The following is a 19,057-nucleotide window of genomic DNA, read 5'->3' on the forward strand; positions in this document are numbered from 1 at the left end:
CCTTTCACTTCCCCGGTTCCTCGCCGGCCAGCCAGTCGCGGGGCCGGAGGAAGTGTTCATAGAGTCGGGCCTCCTCGCTGCCCGCCTCGGGTTGCCAGTCGTCGCGCCAGCTGGCCAGCGGTGGCAGGGACATGAGGATCGACTCACAGCGTCCGCCGGACTGCAGACCGAACAGGGTGCCGCGGTCGTGGACCAGGTTGAACTCGACGTAGCGGCCGCGGCGGTAGAGTTGGAACTGGCGTTCGCGTTCCCCCCGGGGGATGTCGCGACGCCGTTCGACGATCGGCAGATAGGCCGGCAGGTAGTGGCCGCCGATGCTGCGCAGGAAGCGGAAACAGGTCTGGAAATCCCACTGCTTCAGGTCATCGAAGAACAGGCCGCCGATGCCGCGAGGTTCGTTGCGATGGGGGAGGAAGAAGTAGTCGTCGCACCAGGCCTTGTAACGCGGGTAGAGGTCCTCGCGGAAACGCGCCCTGCCCTCCAGCGCCTGCAGCTGTCCGCTGCTGTGCTCCTGGAGTTCGAGCAGGTAGTGCTGGACGGCGCGTGGCTCGGGGCGAGGCATGGTGGCGGGACAAGAGTGGGGGCGATGGCCCCACTATAGCAGCCGGCGGCCCGGCCATGGAACCGCTGCCTCAGGCGGCAGGCACCTGGGTTTCGATGGTGACCCGGTTGCGACCGAAGCGCTTGGAGTGATAGAGCGCCGCGTCGGCCCGGCCGATGAAGCTGTGGGCGGATTCGCCCGGGCGGTACAGGGCCACGCCCATGGACAGGGTCACGCTGCCGAGCGGTTCCTGGGTGTCCTTCTTGCGCAGGCGCTGCTGCTGGACGGTGGCACGCAGGTGCTCGGCGACGGTCAGTCCGCCACGCAGCGGGGTGTTGGGCAGGAGGATGGCGAATTCCTCACCGCCGAAGCGTGCCACCAGATCCTGTCCCTTGATCCCCTCGGACAGCAGGCCGGCGATCACCCGCAGCAGCTTGTCGCCGGTGAGGTGGCCGTGGCTGTCGTTGAAGTGCTTGAAGTTGTCGATGTCGGCCATGATCAGGCACAGGTGCTGGTCGTCGGCCGTGGCCTGGGCCATGGCCTCGGCCAGCGCCTCGTCGAAGGCCTGGCGGTTGGCGATGCCGGTCAGGCTGTCGACGGTGGCGGCCTGACGGGCCTGCTCCAGTTCCTGGCGCAGCTGGTCGAGTTCGCTGGTGGTCCGGTCGAGGCGCGCCTGCAGTTCCCGGTTGGCCTGCTGCATGGCGCGCGTCTCGGCCATGAATTCCCCCAACAGCTGGCGGAACTGCGCGTTGTCCAGCTTGCCGTGGAGGCGGCTGTGGTAGTCGGCCAGCACCTTGCCGTAGTGGTCCGCCTGTTGTCCGGAGTGGCCGAGCTGTTCCAGCACCGCGCCCACCATCTGCTGCACCTCGAGCCGCATCTGCTCGGCGATGCGCGCCTCCTGGTCGAGGAAGTAGCGGTCGTAGAGTTGCTTGCTGAACTCGGCGGAGAGCTGCTGGTGGCGGGCGAGGACCTCGTCGATGGCAGTCTTCAGCGCCTGGTTGCGGCCACTGACGTATTCATACCAGACGGTGTAGTGGTCCGGGCTGGCCGGTATCTGGTGGCGGGACATGAGCGGCAGTGCCTGCCGCACGAATTCCGCCGCCCGGTCGTTGGATTCCTGATAGTGCATGTCGCCTCGGCCCCCTGTCGGTCCGCCCTCTATGTCCGGTAGATATAAAGCCGTGTGTCTGGGACGACGGGATGTCGTCATCATTATTCTTGTTGGCGCAAAACAAGCAGTTTTTGTGCCAGTATTTCCGAGGTGTCAGGCGGGGCGCAGCCAGCGGCCGCTGCGGGCATCGCGGATCGGGGTCGGCGCGGGATCGCCCCCGGTCGCCGCGTGCAGGATGCAATCGATTGATCCATCGAAATATTTTCGAACTTTCAGGGGGGTGCGTGCGGGCCGCCGGGCGGCCGGGTTGGCACTGGTGGAAACCAGTGGCAGGCCGAAGGCGCGGCACAGTTCGACGGCCGGCGGGTGGGCGGTGACCCGTACCGCCAGCGTCGAATGTTCGCCGCGCAGCCAGTAGGGGACCCAGGGACGGACCGGCCAGGCCCAGGTGACGGGTCCGGGCCAGCTGGCCAGCACCGCCCGCCGGCGGGCCGCCGGCAGGGGTTCGAGAAAGGGTTGCAGCCGGGCGAAATCGTCGCTGATGAGGATCAGGCCCTTGGCTGCGGGGCGCTGCTTGAGCAGCAGCAGGCGAAGCACGGCATCGCGGTCCAGCGGGTTGCAGCCCAGGCCGTAGACCGCCTCGGTGGGATAGGCGAGCAGGCCGCCCGCATGCAGATACTGGCAGGCTTGGCGCAGTTGCCAGGGGCGCAGCGGCATGCTCTCAGCCGGCCTCGTCCGCCTCGGCGGTTTCCACCGGCTCGGCGAACTTGCAGTCCTTCTGCGGGCAGACCTTTTCGGTGCCGCGGCGCTTGGTGGTCTTCAGGGTCAGCATCGGCCAGCCGCATTCCGGACAGGGCTCGTCGAGCGGCTCGTTCCAGACCGCGTACTTGCAGTCCGGGTAGGTGGAGCAGGAGTAGAAGATCTTGCCATTGCGCGACTTGCGCTTGAGCATGCTGCCCTTGCCGCACACCGGGCAGGGGACGCCGGTGTCCTCGGGTTTCTCCAGCGGCTCGATGTGCTTGCAGTCGGGATAGCTGGAGCAGCCGATGAACTTGCCGTAGCGGCCGCTGCGGATGATCAGGTCGGACCCGCATTCCGGGCACTTGCGGCCCTCGACCACCTCCGGTTCCGCGGATGCCGCGTCCTCGCCGAGGTTGCGGGTGTAGTCGCATTCCGGGTAGCCGGAGCAGCCGACGAAGCGGCCGCGGCGGCCGAGCTTGATCTGCAGCGGCTTGCCGCATTTCGGACAGCTCTCGTCCAGCGCCTCGGTGGTGACGTCCTTGCGCGAGACGCTGGCCTCCTTGTCCTCGACCTGCTTGTGGAAGGGCTCCCAGAAGCTCTTCAGCAGCGGGATCCATTCCCGCTCGCCGCGGGCGATCTCGTCGAGGTCGTCCTCCAGGCGCGCGGTGAAGTCGTAGTCGACGTACTGGGTGAAGTGGTCGGTGAGGAACTTGGCGACGATGCGGCCGACATCGGTCGGCTGGAAGCGGCGCTTCTCCAGGGTGACGTATTCACGGGCCAGCAGGGTGGAGATGATGGTGGCGTAGGTCGAGGGCCGGCCGATGCCATGTTCCTCCAGAGTCTTGACCAGGCTGGCCTCGGTGTAGCGCGGCGGCGGCTCGGTGAAGTGCTGCTCCGGGCGGATGGCCAGCAGCTTGACGACGTCGCCCTCCTCCAGCGGCGGCAGCAGCTTCTCCTCGCCACCGGCCTTCTTGTCGTCGACGCTCTCCTGGTAGACGGCCATGAAACCGGGCTTGGCCACGGTGGAGCCGGTGGCGCGCAGGATGTTGCCCTCGCCGCAGGGGAAATCGACACCCACCGTGTGTATGGTGGCGTGGATCATCTGGCAGGCGATGGTGCGCTTCCAGATCAGGCTGTAGAGCTTGTACTGGTCGGTACTCAGGTACTGCTTGATCTCCTCGGGGGTGCGCAGCGCCGAGGTGGGGCGGATCGCCTCGTGGGCCTCCTGGGCGTTCTTGGCCTTGGTCTTGTACAGCCGCGGCTTGTCCGGCAGGTTGTCCTTGCCGTAGCGTTCGGCGATCAGCGCGCGGATTTCGTCCAGCGCCTCGTTGGCCAGGTTGACCGAGTCGGTGCGCATGTAGGTGATCAGACCCACCGAGCCGCTGCCGGTGTCGATGCCCTCGTAGAGCTGCTGGGCGACGCGCATGGTGCGGCTGGCGGAGAAACCGAGCTTGCGCGAGGCCTCCTGCTGCAGGGTCGAGGTGGTGAAGGGCGGCGAGGGGTTGCGCCGGCGCTGCTTCTTCTCCACCTTGCCGACGGTCAGCTGGCCGCCCGCCGCCTCCAGCAACTCCTTCTCCACCGCGTGGGCCTGTTCGGCCTTGCCGATGTCGAACTGGCCGAGCTTCTTGCCGTGCAGCTGACTGAGCTTGGCGCTGAAGTCCTGGCTGTCCTTTTCCAGGTCGGCCTCGATGGTCCAGTATTCGCGGGGCTTGAAACGCTCGATCTCCTCCTCGCGCTCGACGATCATGCGCAGCGCCGGGCTCTGCACCCGGCCGGCCGACAGTCCGCGGCGGATCTTCTTCCACAGCAGCGGCGAGAGGTTGAAGCCGACCAGGTAGTCCAGGGCCCGGCGCGCCTGCTGGGCGTTGACCAGGTCCATGGACAGCTCGCGGGGATGCTCGATGGCCTCCTGGATGGCGCGCTTGGTGATCTCGTGGAACACCACCCGGTAGACCGGCTTGTCCTTCAGCACTCCGCGGTCCTTGAGGATCTCGTACAGATGCCAGGAGATGGCCTCGCCCTCGCGGTCCGGGTCGGTGGCGAGATACAGGGCATCGGCCTTCTTCATCGCCTTGGCAATGGCGTCGACGTGCTTGGCGTTCTTGTCGATCACCTGGTACTTCATGGCAAAGTCGTGCTCGGTGTCGACCGCGCCGCCCTTGGGTACCAGGTCGCGCACGTGGCCATAGGAGGCCATCACCTCGAAATCCTTGCCCAGGTATTTCTTGATGGTCTTGGCCTTGGCCGGGGATTCGACGATCACCAGGTGCTTGCTCATGATGCCATTGGTCAGGGGGTCAAAAGGGTTCTGGGAGGGGCCGCCCTCCGCCACGGAGGGGGCGGGCGGGCGTGCGCGGCGCGGGGTCGGTCCCGCGCCACGGGTTCAGTGCAGCCGGCCGGGCGTGTCGTCGAAGACCAGGTCTTCCATCCAGGCGTAGGCGGCCTCCTGGCCGGGCTGGTTGAACAGCACCATGAGAATGATCCATTTCAGTTGCTCGAGGTCGACGTCCGCCGCGTCCAGCGCCATGACCCGGTCGATGACCAGTTCGCGGCTGCTGGCGGTGAGTATGCCCATCTGTTCCAGGAACATGAGAAAGCCACGGGATTCCACGTCCAGCCGCTGGCATTCCGCCTCGGTGAACAGGCGGATGGCGTGGGCGGTCTGGGCGGCCGGGATGCCGCTGTCGCGGAACCGGGTCAGGCCCTCCAGCCAATCGAAGGCCTTGTTGATCTCGGCGGGGGCGAAGCCGGCCTCGAGCAACTCGACATGCAGCGAATCGCGATCCGGCTGGGGCTCGATATCCTCGTCCATGTAATAGTTTTCAAACAGATACATCAGCACGTCGAGCATGCTTTCTTTCATTTCAACCTCTCTTCTCGGTCCGGACATAGCGCCCCCCGCTCAGCGCGGAGACGTAGCCATCCAGCTCTAGGATCAGGAGCATGGAGGAAACCGCCTCTGCCGTCAATCCGCTGCGCTCCACCAGCTGGTCCACGGAAACCGGATCGTAGCCAAGGGATTCAAGCAGCGCCTGCTGGTCGTCGGAGAGCCCGGCGTCCCGCTGCGGCGCGGTTTCCGCCGCCGTCGCGGATGCCTGCAGCGTGCCGGCCAGCGGCCCCAGTTCCTCGAGAATGTCGGCGGCTGTCTCCACCAGCTTGGCGCCCTGGCGGAGCAGCGCGTGGCAGCCGCGGGCCAGCGGATTGTGGATGGAGCCGGGGATGGCGAACACCTCCCGACCCTGCTCGGTGGCCAGGCGGGCGGTGATCAGGGAACCGGAGCGCGGTGCCGCCTCGACCACCAGGGTGCCGAGGCTGAGGCCGCTGATGATGCGGTTGCGGCGCGGGAAGTTCTCCGGCCGCGGCCCGGTGCCCGGCGGGAACTCGGTGACCAGCGCGCCCTGTCCGGCGATGCTGTGGGCCAGCTCGCGGTTGCGGGCCGGATAGACCCGGTCGGGGCCGGTGCCGGTCACCGCCAGGGTGGCGCCGCCCGCCTGCAACGCCCCGCGGTGAGCGGCGCTGTCGATGCCGAGTGCCAGGCCGCTGGTGATGAGCAGGCCGGTGCGGGCCAGGCAGGCGGCGAAATCACGGGCGGTCTGGATACCGCCGGCGGTGGGGTTGCGGCTGCCGACCACGGCCAGTTGCGGGGCCGAGAGCCAGCCGGGATCGCCCTGCACGAACAGCAGGGGCGGCGGGTCGGGGATCTCCTTCAGCAGGGCGGGATAGGCCGGGTCGTGCAGGGTGAGGATGTGCCGTCCGGGCGCCTCTCGCCAGCGCAGGTCGGCCTCGGCGGCACCGGGGTCGCTCCGGCGCAGGGCCTCGCGCAGCTCCGGCGGCAGCTCGGCCGGCGGCCCGGCCAGCAGCTCGGCGGGTGAGGCCAGGTCCAGCAGCCGCCGGAAGGTCGCGCTGCCGATGCCGGGGGCGCGCCACAGGCGCAGCCAGGCCAGCAGCTCCTCCTCGGCGCGGCTCATGCGGCCGGCCGCCGCGTGCGGGATTCAGGGCGTGGTGACGATATCCAGTACATGGATGGGCCGGGTCGCTTCCATGATCAACCCGAAACTCACCTTGTCGAAGGTGCGGAACACCAGCATCAGCCCGGCCTCCTCGTCGGGCAGCCTGACCTTCTCCTTGCCGCCGGCGATGCGGTCGCGGATGGTCTCGCCCGCCTGCATGACGCGCAGTACGTGACCGACCTCCATGCCTTCACGCTTGCCGCGGTTGATGACCACCACCTGGTACTGGCCGATCTGGCTGACGCCGTCCAGCACCGAGATGATCTGGCCGCGCAGGCCCGGCTGCGGCGGGTGCGGCAGGAAGGACAGGTGGATCTCGTCCTCCTCCACCGGCATCAGGCGGTCGCCGATGTTGACCTCGCGGCTGGTGCGGGTCAGGGTGAGGGTGGCCGGGTCGCCGAACCGCTGTACCCGGGCGTCGCCCACATAGACCGCCTCGTGGCCGAGCAGCTCGCCGGTCTCGGGGTCGGTGAAGGGCTCGCCGGGGCGGAACAGGTTGTAGCGGCCATAGGCGTTGCTGCTGATGCCGCGCACATAGATGCGGTCGCCGGCGCCGGTGACGATGTGTTCATCCGGGCTGTCGAGGACATAGGGTGCCGCCTTCAGGGTCTCCTCGCTCACCACCAGCGGCTGGGTGAGGAACTGGCGGATGGCGTCGATCGGGATGGTGGGGATGGCCTGGTCGATGCGGGTCACCCGGGCATGGGGCGACAGCTTGACCGTGGGACGGCCGCGCTCGACGCGCAGCTGGGGCCGGCCGTCGACGTAGACCAGGCGGATGACGTCGCCCGGATAGATGAGATGGGGGTTCTCGATCTGCGGATTGGCGTACCAGACCTCCGGCCACAGCCAGGGATCGCGCAGGAAGCGGGCCGAGATGTCCCACAGGGTGTCACCCGGCACCACCACGTAGCGCTCGGGATGGTCGGGGTTGAGGGCGATTTCGTCCGCCCAGCTGAGGACGGTGAAGCAGGCGGCGAGGATGAATCCAAACAGTTTTCTGGCCATATGCGTCCCTTTGATTCTTGGGGCCGGTACGGTGGCCCGGTGGCTGGCACGCCGCCGGCGGGCCTCCCTGTCCAATAACCCTGTCCAGCGCGCTGTGTAAACAGGGCTTGAATTCCAGTATTATCGAAGCCTTAGCGAGTTACTTTAGCAATATATCCCAATGCGCGAAAGGCGTTTGTGAAGCACAGCACATGGCCAAGCTCGAAATCCTCCACTTTCCCGACGAACGTCTGCGAACCCGTGCCGAGCCCGTGGAACAGGTCGACGATGCGCTGCGCCGGTTGATCGACGACATGTTCGAGACCATGTACGCGGCGCCGGGCATCGGCCTGGCCGCGACCCAGGTCAACGTCCACCGGCGGCTGATCGTGATCGACATCAGCGAGGAGAAGGATCAGCCACTGGTGCTGATCAATCCCGAGATCCTCGCGCGTGACGGCGTCGAGGAGATGGAGGAGGGCTGTCTGTCGGTGCCCGGGATCTACGAAAAGGTACAGCGCGCCGATTCGGTGCGGGTGCGGGCACTGGACCGCGACGGCCGGCCCTTCGAGCTGGAGGCCGACGGCCTGTTGGCGGTCTGCATCCAGCACGAGATCGATCACCTGGACGGTAAGCTGTTCGTCGACTATCTGTCCAGCCTCAAGCGCCAGCGGATCCGCAAGAAGCTGGAGAAGGCCCGGCGCCAGCACAGCCTGCCCGCCGAGCCGCTCAAGCATCCGGAGCCCGTCATCTGAGGCTCGGCTGGCGTGGTCCCTTCCCGCCGACTGCTATATCCTGTCGGCCTTCACATTAGATAGACACCTGTCTCCATGCGCATCCTCTTTGCCGGTACTCCCGAGTTCGCCGTTCCGCCGCTCCAGGCCCTGCTCGACGATGGCCGTCACCAGGTGGTGGCCGTCTATACCCAGCCCGACCGGCCGGCCGGCCGCGGCCGCAAGCTGCGCGCCAGCCCGGTGAAGACGCTTGCCCTGGAGCGCGGCATCCCCGTGGAACAACCGGCCAGCCTGCGTGAGCCGGAGGCCCAGCAGGTGCTGGCCGGCTATGCCCCGGACCTGATGGTGGTGGTCGCCTACGGTCTGCTGCTGCCCCAGGCGGTGCTCGATCTGCCGACCCGCGGCTGCGTCAACATCCACGCCTCTCTGCTGCCGCGCTGGCGCGGGGCCGCACCCATCCAGCGCGCCATCCTCGCCGGTGATCGCGAGACCGGCGTCACCCTGATGCAGATGGAGGCCGGACTCGACACCGGGCCGATGCTGGCCCAGGCGCGTTGCCCCATCGGCGAGCTGGAGACCGCGGCCGAGCTGCACGACCGGCTTGCGCAGCTGGGTGCGCAGCTGTTGGTGGACAGGCTGGACGCCATTCTCGCTGGCGAACTGGACCCCCAGCCCCAGGACGAGAGCCAGGCGACCTATGCGGCCAAGCTGAGCAAGGCGGAGGCGGAGCTCGACTGGACCCGTCCGGCGGTCGAGCTGTTGCGCCAGATCAACGCCTTCAATCCCTGGCCGGTGGCGCAGACCGGTTTCCGCGGCCAGGTACTGCGTATCTGGCGGGCCCGGCCGGTGGCGGTCGACGGCGAGCCGGGCGAGGTGGTTGCCGCTGGCCGGGATGGCGTCGACGTGGCTTGCGGCGAGGGCGGGCTGCGCCTGACCGAGGTCCAGCTGCCGGGTGGCAAGCGGGTCAGTGGGGGCGATTTCAGCAATGCCCAGTCGCCGGTCGGCGAGCGCCTGGGTCCGCGTGACGCAGGCGGGACGGATTGAGCACCACGGCGAAGCTGAATGCACGCCGCGCCGCCGCAGCCGCGCTGGGCCAGGTGCTCGACGGACGTTCGCTGACCACGGCCCTGCCGCCACTGCTGGCCGAGGTTGAACCACGCGAGCGGCCCTTCGCCCAGGAGATGGCCTATGGCGTGGTGCGCTGGCAGCCGCGGCTTTCCGCCCTGCTCGCCCGTCTGCTGCAGCGACCGCTGAAACGCAAGGACCGGGACGTCGAATGGCTGCTGCTGGTCGGTCTCTACCAGCTGCTCTATCTCGAGGTGAAACCCTATGCTGCGGTGCACGCCAGCGTCGAGGCGGTGCGCGAGGCGGGCAAGGGCTGGGCGGCCAAGCTGGTCAATGCGGTGCTGCGCAACGCCCAGCGTCGCGCTGCCGAGCTGCTGGCCGAGGTCGATGCCGAGCCGGCCGCGCGGCTGGCCCATCCGGAGTGGCTGCTGAGGAGGCTGCGCGGCGACTGGCCGGAGGACTGGGCGGTGATCGCCGAGGCCAACAACCGGCGGCCGCCGATGTGTCTCAGGGTCAACGCCCGGCAGATGGAGCGGGATGGCTACCTGCAGGCGCTGGCGGCGGCCGGCATCGAGGCCGCGCCGCTGGCGATCGGCGACCAGGGGGTGGTGCTGGCGCAGCCGCAGTCGGTGGAGCGCCTGCCGGGCTTCGCCGAGGGGCGGGTCTCGGTACAGGACGGTGCGGCGCAGCTGGCCGCGCCCCTGCTCGATGCCGGCGCCGGGATGCGGGTGCTGGACGCCTGCGCCGCGCCCGGCGGCAAGACAGCGCACATCCTCGAACGCGAGCCGCGCCTCGCCCGCCTGCTGGCGATCGACGCCGAGGCCGGTCGGCTGGCCGATCTGGAAGCGAACCTCGCCCGGCTGGGGCTGGCGGCCGAGACGCGCGTCGCGGACGCCGCCCGACCCGCGGACTGGTGGGATGGCGAGCCTTTCGAGCGCATCCTGCTCGATGTGCCCTGCTCGGCGACCGGGGTGATCCGCCGCCACCCCGACATCAAGCTGCTGCGCCGCGAGGCGGACATCGAGGCACTGTTGAAGGCGCAGGCGCGGCTGCTCGACAGCCTCTGGCCGCTGCTTGCTCCGGGTGGCCTGCTGCTCTATGCGACCTGCTCGGTGCTGCGTGACGAGAACGAGCGCCAGGTGACGGCCTTTCTGGCACGCACCCCGGATGCCCGCGAGCTGCCCCTGGACGGGGTCGGCTGGGGACGGCCGCAGGCCGCGGGGCGGCAGATCCTGCCCGGCGAAGGCCAGCCACCGGGCGGTCTGGATGGTTTCTATTACGCCCGTCTGTTAAAACAGCGGCCATGAGGTACGCGGCGACGACAGGGACGGGGCGGGGCGCCGGCTGGCTGGGGGGGTGGCTGCTGCTGCTGTGGCTGCTGGCGCCACCGCTGCCGGCCGCGGAGGCGGTGCCGCGTTTCCAGGTGCGCGATCTCAATACCGAGCTGCGCGATGGCGTCTACCGGCTGGATGCCAATATCGTCTTTCCGCTCAGCGCGCCGGTCAAGGAGGCGCTGGAGAATGGGGTGCCGCTGGTGTTCGAGCTGCAGATGGAGGTGATCCGCCCGCGCGACTGGTTGTGGGACGAGACCCTGGCCGCCTTGTCGCTACGTTACCGCTTGCGCTACCACGCCCTGAGCGAACGCTACGTGCTGGAGAACCTGAGTACCGGCGTGCGGCAGAGCTACCCCAGCCTCAACGAGGCGCTGTACCGCCTCGGCACGCTGCGCGATTTCCCGCTGCTCGACCGTCAGCTGCTGCCGTCCGGCGGCACCTTCCTCGCCCGGCTGCGCGCCGTGCTCGACATCGAAGCCCTGCCGACCCCGCTGCGGGTGATGGCCTATGTCTCGCGGGCCTGGTGGCTGGGCAGTGACTGGTACCAATGGCAACTCGAACCCTGAGACATCTCGGCCACGGCCTGGGGCCGATGCTGCTGCTGTTCGGCCTGCTGCTGGTGTCGCTGTCCTTCATGAGCGACGCCACCCACAACTCGGAACGCTTCGGCCGGCTCTATTCCCTGCTGCTGTTGACCAACGCCATCGGCCTGATGGTGCTCGCCGTGCTGATCAGCAGCAATCTCTACTGGCTGGTGGTGCAGTACCGCAAGCGGGCCGCCGGTGCCCGGCTCACGGCGCGGCTGGTGGCGATGTTCGTGATCCTCGCCGTGCTGCCGGTGTCGGTGGTCTACTATTTCTCCCTGCAGTTCCTCAACCGCGGCATCGACAGCTGGTTCGACGTGCAGATCGAGCGCTCGCTGGAGGATGCCCTGGAACTCAGCCGCTCGGCCTTCGACGTGCGGCTGCGCGACCTGCTGCACAAGACCCAGGCCCTGGCCGAGGATCTCACCGAGGTGCCCTCGCCGCTGGCGCCGATGAGCCTGTTCGACCTGCGGGTGCGGTCCGGGGCACGCGAGCTGACCCTGCTCGGCGCCAACGGCCGGATCATCGCCTCCAGCAGTGTCGAGTCCACCGATATCGTCCCCGACCGGCCCTCCGATGCGGTGCTGGCCCAGTTGCGTCAGGGCCAGCCCTATGTGGCCCTGGATCCGGCCGGCGAGGAGGGCTTGCAGGTGCGGGTGGTGGTGCCGGTGCCGGCGGCGCGGCCGACCGCCGAGCAGCGCGTGCTGCAGGCCCTGTACGACATCCCGGAGCGTCTTTCCAGCAAGGCGGAGAGCGTCGAGCAGGCCTATGTGCGCTACAAGGAGCTGGCCTATCTGCGCAAGCCGCTCAAGCAGAGCTACACCCTCACCCTGTCGGTGGTGCTGCTGCTCAGCCTGCTGTCGGCGGTCTGGGGGGCCTTCTTCTCGGCGCGCCGGCTGGTGGCGCCGATCCGCGACCTGGCCGAGGGCACCCGGGCGGTGGCCGACGGCGACTACAGCAAGCAGCTGTCGGTGGTCGGCAGCGACGAGCTGGGCTTCCTGGTGCAGTCGTTCAACGTCATGACCCGACGCCTGGCGCTGGCCCGGGACGAGGCGCGGCGCAGCCAGCAGCAGGTGGAGGGGCAGCGCGCCTACCTGGAGGCGCTGCTCGGCAATCTGTCCTCGGGGGTGATCAGCCTGTCGCCGGAGCTGGAGCTGCGCACCGTCAACGAGGCCGCCTGCGAGATCCTCGGCGTGCCCCTCGCCCAGGAGGCCGGCGCCACCTTCCAGGCACTGGTCGAACGCCATCCCTTCCTGGAACCGCTCGGCAGGATGATCGAGCGCCACCAGCGCGAGGGCAGGCGGCACTGGACGGAGGAGATCACCCTGTTCGGGCGCCGCGGCCGCCAGGTGCTGATCTGCCGCGCAGCGCGCCTGCCGGGGGATGCCGGCCACCCGGGAGGCCAGGTGATCGTGTTCGACGACGTCACCGCCCTGATCCAGGCCCAGCGCGACGCGGCCTGGGGCGAGGTGGCGCGGCGTCTGGCGCACGAGATCAAGAACCCGCTGACCCCCATCCAGCTTTCCGCCGAGCGCCTGCGGCGTAAGTACCTGCCGCGCATGGAGGCCTCGGAGGGCGAGGTGCTGGACCGTGCCACCCACACCATCGTGCAGCAGGTGGAGGCCATGAAGGAGATGGTCAATGCCTTCTCCGAGTACGCCCGTGCGCCGCAGATGCAGCTCGAAGCGCTGCATCTCAACCGCCTGGTCGAGGAGGTGCTGGAGCTGTACCGCGGTGGCCAGCCGCAGGTCGCCATCCGCACCCGGCTGGATACGGCCGATCCGCGCATCGAGGCCGATGCCAACCGCATCCGCCAGCTGCTGCACAACCTGATCAAGAACGCCCGCGAGGCGGCGGTGCAGCAGGGCGACGGCCTCGTCGAGGTGGAGACCCGGGTGGTCAGCGAGCAGGGTGTGGCCTATGTCGATCTCAGCGTGCGCGACAACGGTCCCGGTTTCCGCGAGGACATGGTCGACACCCTGTTCGAGCCCTATGTCACCAGCAAACCGAAGGGCACCGGCCTGGGGCTGGCGATCGTGAAGAAGATCGTCGAGGAGCATGGCGGGGTGATCCATGCCACCAATGGGGTGGAGGGAGGTGCCGTGGTCCATGTCCGCCTGCGGCTGCTGGGGGGCGGGGACGACTGAATCGGGGCCGTGCGTATGCGCCGGGCCGACGAGGGGGTATACTCGACGCCGCGCACCAGGCGCTGCAGACACAGACTCACAGACACTGAACCCTATGCCGGCTGCCCACATTCTAGTGGTCGACGACGAACCGGACATCCGGACCCTCGTCAAGGAGATCCTCGAAGACGAAGGCTATCAGGTGACGGTGGCGGAGAACGGCGAGGCTGCGCGCAAGGCGCGCCGTGACCGCCGCCCCGACCTGATCCTGCTCGACATCTGGATGGACGATGTGGACGGCATCACCCTGCTCCGCGAGTGGTCCGAGGGCGGCGCCCTGCCCTGCCCGGTGATCGTCATGTCCGGTCACGGTACGGTGGAGACCGCGGTCGAGGCGACCCGCCTCGGCGCCTACGACTTCATCGAGAAACCGATCTCCCTGGCCAAGCTGCTGCTCACCGTGGAGCGCGCCCTGGAGGCCGACAAGCTGGTGCGCGAGAACGTCGGCCTGAAGCGCCAGGAGCCGATCGTTCCCGAGCCCATCGGCCGCAGCGAAATCATGCAGCAGCTCCGCGAACAGGCCCGGCGGGTGGCCGCGCACGACACCTGGGTACTGATCTCCGGCGAACCGGGCACCGGCAAGAAGACCTTCGCCCATTATCTGCATGCCAACAGCGCCCGCCGCAACGGCCCCTTCGTCGAGGTCAGTGTCGGCTCGCTGTCCCAGCAGACCTCGGCCCGTGAACTGTTCGGCAGCGAGGAGGACGGCCGGCTCTCCTATGGCCGCTTCGAGCAGGCCAACGGCGGCACCCTCTATCTGGACGATATCGCCGACATGGACGAGCAGACCCAGGCGCGGTTGCTCAGCGTGCTGGAGACGCGCAACTTCATACGCCTCGGCGGCAACGAGCCGGTGCAGGTCGATCTGCGCATCATTGCCGCCACCCGTCAGGATCTGGAACGCGAGGTGGCCGCCGGCCGCTTCCGCGAGGATCTCTATTACCACCTCAACGTGGTGCCGTTGCAGGTGCCGCGTCTCGCCGAGCACTGCGAGGACGTGCCGGAGCTGCTCAACTACTATGTCGACTATTTCGTCGATCGCGAGAACCTGCCCTACCGGCATTTCTCGGTGGCGGCCCAGAACCGGCTGCGCAACTACGCCTGGCCCGGCAACATCCGCGAGCTGAAGAACCTGGTGCAGCGGCTGCTGATCCTCGGCGCCGGTGAGGAGATCGGCGTCGAGGAGGTGGACTCGGCGCTGCGCGTCGCCAGCGAGGGCGGTGCCGCAGACGCGCTCGGTGGCGTGCCCATGGACCTGCCCCTGCGCGAAGCGCGTGAACAGTTCGAAAAGATCTATCTGGAGCGTCAGTTGAAGGAAGCGGGTGGCAGCGTCGGGCGGCTTGCCCAGCGTGTCGGCATGGAGCGCACCCACCTGTACCGCAAACTCAAGGCGCTCGGCATCGACGTCAGGAAGGGCGCGAGCTGAGCGGGGGCGAGACGAGGCAGGCATGAAGATCATCATTCTCGGCGCGGGGCAGGTCGGCGCCTCGGTGGCGCACAATCTGGCCAGCGAGTTCAACGACATCACGGTCATCGATCGCGACGCGGCCCTGCTGCGCGACCTGCAGGACCGGCTGGACATCGGTACCGTGGTCGGCCATGCCGCCCATCCGGAGGTGCTGCGCCGCGCCGGCGCCGACGATGCCGACATGGTGATCGCGGTGACCAACAGCGACGAGGTCAACATGGTTGCCTGTCAGGTGGCCTATACCCTGTTCCACACCCCGACCAAGATTGCCCGGGTGCGTTCCGCCGAGTATCTCAACCAGCCCAAGCTGTTCAGCCAGGAGGCGCTGCCGATCGACGTGCTGATCAGCCCCGAGCAGCTGGTCACCGAGTATGTCGAGCACCTGATCGAACACCCCGGTGCCCTGCAGGTGCTGGACTTTGCCGACGGCCGTGTGCAGCTGGTGGCAGTGCGCGCCTATCACGGCGGGCCGCTGGTCGGGCACGAGCTGCGTGAACTGCGTGAGCACATGCCCAACATCGATGCCCGGGTGGCGGCGATCTTCCGTCGCGGCAAGCCGATCATCCCCGAGGGCGACACCGTGATCGAGGTCGGCGACGAGGTGTTCTTCATCGCTGCCCGTGAGAACATCCGTGCCGTGGTCAGCGAGCTGCGCGAGCTGGACAAGCCGGTCAAGCGGGTGATCCTCGCCGGCGGCGGCAACATCGGCCTGGCCCTGGCGGAGTCCCTGGAGAAGCGCTACCAGGTGAAGCTGATCGAGCGCGACCCGGAGCGGGCGCGCATGCTCTCGGAGCGTCTGGAGCGGACCATCGTGCTGCTCGGCGACGCGGCCGACGAGGAACTGCTGCTGGAGGAGAACATCGAGAACACCGACGTGTTCTGCGCCCTGACCAACGATGAGGAGGCCAATATCCTCTCCTCGATGCTGGCCAAGCGGCTCGGTGCGCGCAAGGTGATGTCGCTGATCAACCGCGCCGCCTATGTCGATCTGGTGCAGAGCGAGACCATCGACATCGCCCTCTCGCCACAGCAGGCGACCATCGGCAGTCTGCTGACCCATGTGCGCCGCGGTGACGTGGTGGCGGTACACGCCCTGCGTCGCGGCGCCGCCGAGGCCATCGAGGCGGTGGCCCACGGTGATGCCAAGACCTCCAAGGTGGTGGGGCGGCGGCTGGAGGAGATCAAGCTGCCGCCTGGCACCACCATCGGTGCCATCGTGCGCGGTGAGCAGGTGATCATCGCCCATCACGACACCGTGATCGAGAGCGGCGATCACGTCATCCTGTTCCTGGTCGACAAGCGCTGTATCCCCGAGGTCGAGCGCCTGTTCCAGGTCGGTGTGTTCTTTCTTTAGGGCCTGTTAACGGGTAGGACGCCGCGCATGCAGTACCAGACCATCCAGCGCATCCTCGGGTTGCTGATGATGCTGTTCAGCGTCACCCTGGTGCCGCCGATGCTGGTTTCGCTCTTCTATCGGGACGGTGCGCTGATGCCCTTCCTGCACGGCTTCCTGATCATCGTCGCCGCCGGTTTCCTGTGCTGGCTGCCGGCGCGCCACCACCGCCGCGAACTGCGGCTGCGCGACGGCTTCCTGGTGGTGGTGTTGTTCTGGGTGGTGCTGGGCGCCGTCGGTGCCGTGCCCTTCATGCTCGGCGATGCGCCGCACATGTCGCTCACCGACTCGATGTTCGAGTCGCTGTCCGGCCTGACCACCACCGGGGCCACGGTGATCACCGGCATCGACGCCCTGCCCAAGTCGATCCTCTTCTACCGCCAGGAGCTGCAGTGGCTCGGCGGCATGGGCATCATCGTGCTGGCGGTCGCGGTGCTGCCCATGCTCGGCATCGGCGGCATGCAGCTGTACCGCGCCGAGACGCCGGGGCCGATGAAGGACAGCAAGCTGACACCGCGCATCACCGAGACCGCCAAGGCCCTGTGGTACATCTATCTCAGCCTGACCATGGCCTGTGCCTTCGCCTACTGGCTGGCCGGGATGGACGGCTTCGATGCCATCGCCCACAGCTTCTCCACCGTGGCCATCGGCGGTTTCTCGACCCATGACCAGAGCATGGGCTTCTTCGAGTCCGAGCTGATCGAGATGATCGCCGTGGTGTTCATGCTGCTGGCCGGGATCAATTTCGCCCTGCACTTTACTGCCTGGCGCTCAGCGAGCCTGCGGCCCTATTTCGCCGATTCCGAGGTGCGTACCTATCTCGGGGTGCTGGGCCTGGTGGCGGCCCTGACCGTGCTCTATCTGTACCTGACCCGGACCTTCACCAACTGGGGGGATGCCGCCCACCATGGGCTGTTCCAGGCCGTGTCCATCGGTACCACCACCGGTTTCACCACCGCCGAGTATTACAACTGGCCGGGTTTTCTGCCGGTGCTGCTGCTGTTCACCAGCTTCATCGGTGGCTGTGCCGGCTCCACCGGTGGCGGCATGAAGGTGATCCGCTTCCTGCTGCTGCTGAAGCAGGGCATGCGCGAGATCACCCGTCTGGTGCACCCCAATGCGCAGATCCCGGTCAAGGTGAACCACAAGCCGATGCCGGATGCGGTGATCGACTCGGTGTGGGGTTTCTTCGCCAGCTATGTCGCCGCCTTCAGCATCATGATGCTGATCCTGATGGCCACCGGCCTCGACCAGGTAACGGCCTTCTCCGCGGTGGCCGCCTGCATCAACAACCTGGGGCCGGGGCTGGGCGAGGTCGGCTATCACTATGCCAATCTCAGCGATACCGCCAAGTGGGTACTGTGTTTCGCCATGCTGCTCGGCCGGCTGGAGATCTTCACCCTGCTGGTGCTGCTCACCCCGGCCTTCTGGCGGCGGTGAGCGGGCCGGCCGACAAGTGGGATGCCATCTACCGGGCGGCCAGCGAGGAGCCGCGGCCTGCCGCGGTGCTGCATGACTACGGTCATCTGCTGCCGCTGTCCGGCCGGGCGCTGGACCTGGCCTGTGGCCGCGGCGGCAATGCCCTGTACCTCGCCGCGCGGGGGTTCGAGGTCAGCGCCTGGGATGTCTCTCCGGTGGCCATCGGCCAGTTGCGCTCTCGGGCGGCCGCCGGCGGCCTGGCGCTGCAGGCCGAGGTGCGCGATGTGCTGGCCGAGCCGCCCGCGGTGCGGCACTTCGATGTCATCGTGGTCAGCCGTTTCCTGGAGCGGGCGCTGGCCCCGGCACTGATCGCCGCCCTGCGTCCCGGCGGGCTGCTCTATTACCAGACCTATGTGCGCGAGGCGGTGGACGATGCCGGGCCGCGCAATCCCGCCTACCGGCTGGCGCCAGGTGAGCTGCTTGAGCTGTTCGCGCCGTTGCGGCCGCTGCTCTACCGCGACGAGGGTCGCCAGGGCGACCTGAGCCAGGGGCTGCGCAACGAGGCCCAGCTGGTGGCCATCCGCGAGGACTGAGCGGCCGCGGGTCAGTACAGCGGCGCTTCGCCCGGCGGGCGGCTGCGGAAACGACGGTAGCTCCACTGGTACTGCTCCGGCAGGGCACGCACGCACTGTTCGACGCTGCGGTTCAGGGCGCTGGCGGCGGTCAGCGGGTCGGCATCGTCGATGCCGGCGGCGGCCGGCAGGAAGTGCATGCGGTAGCCGCGGGCGCGTGGCAGGCGTTCGCAGTAGGTGAAGACCACCGCCGCTCCGGTCTTGCGCGCCAGTCGGGAGAGCAGCAGCATGCTGTTGGCCGGAACCCCGAAGAAGGGGGCGAACACGCCGCCGCTGGCGCCCGGGTCCTGGTCCGGCAGGATGCCGACCACGCCGCCGCCACGCAGGGTGGCGAACAGGCTGCGGATGCCGCCGGCGTCGGTGGGCACCAGGCGTGCACCCAGGTGTTCGCGGCCGGCCCGGGTCAGGGCTTCCAGGGCGCGCAGCCGCGGTGGCCGGTAGAGGCTGGTGATGCCCCAGCGTTCGGCGCAGTACAGGCCAGCCATCTCCCAGCTGCCGAGATGGGGGGTGGCGACGATCACCCCGCCCCCCGCCGCCAGCGCCGCGTCCACCGCCTCGGCACCGTGCACCTCGCGGATCAGCGGGAACAGCCGTTCGGCCGGCCAGGTCCAGAGCGGGCCGGTTTCCAGCGCCGCCTTGCCGGTCTCCATCAGGCTGCGGCGCAGCAGGCGGCGGCGTTCCTCCGGGCTGTGTTCCGGCAGGCAGAGGCCGAGGTTGATGGCGCTGATCCGCCGCAGCGGCGTGGGCAGGACGGCGAGGCACCAGCCGAGCGCGGCGCCAAGGGCGTGATCGATCCGCAGCGGCAGCCTGGATGTGAGCCAGATCAGGCCCTTTACGAGGCGGGCGCGCACG

Annotated in this window: 16 protein-coding genes and 1 pseudogene; 9 read left to right on the top strand and 8 right to left on the bottom strand. The window is 68.3% G+C overall.

What is annotated here, in order from left to right:
* Positions 1-4: 4 nt before the first annotated feature.
* From QVG61_RS00560 to QVG61_RS00590, 7 genes and pseudogenes are all read right to left on the bottom strand, one after another.
* Positions 5-466, bottom strand: a pseudogene (locus tag QVG61_RS00560) (coproporphyrinogen III oxidase); the annotation flags it as partial.
* Between the two features lie 166 nt (positions 467-632).
* Entirely contained in the window at positions 633-1,670 is a 1,038-nt protein-coding gene (locus tag QVG61_RS00565) for a GGDEF domain-containing protein (protein WP_289931347.1), read from the bottom strand.
* Positions 1,671-1,805: 135 nt separating this feature from the next.
* Positions 1,806-2,369, bottom strand: coding sequence for a Sua5/YciO/YrdC/YwlC family protein (locus QVG61_RS00570; RefSeq protein WP_289931348.1), 564 nt, complete (start codon positions 2,367-2,369; stop codon positions 1,806-1,808).
* 4 nt (positions 2,370-2,373) lie between these two features.
* Positions 2,374-4,671: a type I DNA topoisomerase gene (topA, locus tag QVG61_RS00575; protein ID WP_289931349.1), complete on the bottom strand. Its 2,298-nt coding sequence runs from the start codon at positions 4,669-4,671 to the stop codon at positions 2,374-2,376.
* 105 nt (positions 4,672-4,776) lie between these two features.
* The gene (locus tag QVG61_RS00580; RefSeq protein WP_289931350.1) at positions 4,777-5,256 is read right to left on the bottom strand and encodes a DUF494 family protein; all 480 of its coding nucleotides are present in this window, start codon (positions 5,254-5,256) and stop codon (positions 4,777-4,779) included.
* 1 nt (position 5,257) lies between these two features.
* Positions 5,258-6,361, bottom strand: a complete 1,104-nt coding sequence (gene dprA / locus QVG61_RS00585; RefSeq protein WP_289931351.1) for a DNA-processing protein DprA — start codon at positions 6,359-6,361, stop codon at positions 5,258-5,260.
* A 24-nt stretch (positions 6,362-6,385) separates the two neighbouring features.
* Positions 6,386-7,411, bottom strand: coding sequence for a LysM peptidoglycan-binding domain-containing protein (locus tag QVG61_RS00590; RefSeq protein ID WP_289931352.1), 1,026 nt, complete (start codon positions 7,409-7,411; stop codon positions 6,386-6,388).
* Positions 7,412-7,602: 191 nt separating this feature from the next.
* On the opposite strand from QVG61_RS00590, the gene def reads away from it, so the two are divergent.
* The 9 genes from def (at position 7,603) to QVG61_RS00635 (ending at position 18,166) form a co-directional block, all read left to right on the top strand.
* Entirely contained in the window at positions 7,603-8,145 is a 543-nt protein-coding gene (def, locus tag QVG61_RS00595; protein ID WP_289931353.1) for a peptide deformylase, read from the top strand.
* A gap of 75 nt (positions 8,146-8,220) precedes the next feature.
* A complete protein-coding gene (gene fmt / locus QVG61_RS00600) occupies positions 8,221-9,168 on the top strand; it encodes a methionyl-tRNA formyltransferase (RefSeq protein WP_289931355.1) in 948 nt (315 codons plus the stop codon).
* Positions 9,169-9,182: 14 nt separating this feature from the next.
* Positions 9,183-10,496: a 16S rRNA (cytosine(967)-C(5))-methyltransferase RsmB gene (gene rsmB / locus QVG61_RS00605; protein WP_354671224.1), complete on the top strand. Its 1,314-nt coding sequence runs from the start codon at positions 9,183-9,185 to the stop codon at positions 10,494-10,496.
* Entirely contained in the window at positions 10,493-11,089 is a 597-nt protein-coding gene (locus QVG61_RS00610; protein ID WP_289931359.1) for a DUF4390 domain-containing protein, read from the top strand. The genes rsmB and QVG61_RS00610 overlap by 4 nt, the downstream gene beginning before the upstream one ends.
* Positions 11,071-13,254: an ATP-binding protein gene (locus QVG61_RS00615; RefSeq protein ID WP_289931360.1), complete on the top strand. Its 2,184-nt coding sequence runs from the start codon at positions 11,071-11,073 to the stop codon at positions 13,252-13,254. Before QVG61_RS00610 ends, QVG61_RS00615 begins: the two co-directional genes overlap by 19 nt.
* Before the next feature lie 94 nt (positions 13,255-13,348).
* Entirely contained in the window at positions 13,349-14,719 is a 1,371-nt protein-coding gene (locus QVG61_RS00620) for a sigma-54 dependent transcriptional regulator (protein ID WP_289931361.1), read from the top strand.
* Between the two features lie 22 nt (positions 14,720-14,741).
* Complete coding sequence (trkA, locus tag QVG61_RS00625; RefSeq protein WP_289931362.1) at positions 14,742-16,115, top strand: Trk system potassium transporter TrkA; 1,374 nt, start codon at positions 14,742-14,744, stop codon at positions 16,113-16,115.
* 27 nt (positions 16,116-16,142) lie between these two features.
* Complete coding sequence (locus QVG61_RS00630; RefSeq protein ID WP_289931363.1) at positions 16,143-17,594, top strand: TrkH family potassium uptake protein; 1,452 nt, start codon at positions 16,143-16,145, stop codon at positions 17,592-17,594.
* Positions 17,591-18,166: a methyltransferase domain-containing protein gene (locus tag QVG61_RS00635; RefSeq protein ID WP_289931364.1), complete on the top strand. Its 576-nt coding sequence runs from the start codon at positions 17,591-17,593 to the stop codon at positions 18,164-18,166. The genes QVG61_RS00630 and QVG61_RS00635 overlap by 4 nt, the downstream gene beginning before the upstream one ends.
* 11 nt (positions 18,167-18,177) lie before the next feature.
* Here QVG61_RS00635 and QVG61_RS00640 read toward each other — a convergent pair whose 3' ends face one another.
* Positions 18,178-19,056 carry a lysophospholipid acyltransferase family protein gene (locus QVG61_RS00640; RefSeq protein WP_289931365.1) on the bottom strand — a complete coding sequence of 293 codons (879 nt, stop codon included), beginning with the start codon at positions 19,054-19,056 and terminating at the stop codon, positions 18,178-18,180.
* Between the last annotated feature and the right edge of the window lies 1 nt (position 19,057).

The organism is Thiohalobacter sp. IOR34, assembly GCF_030406045.1.
GTDB lineage: Bacteria > Pseudomonadota > Gammaproteobacteria > Thiohalobacterales > Thiohalobacteraceae.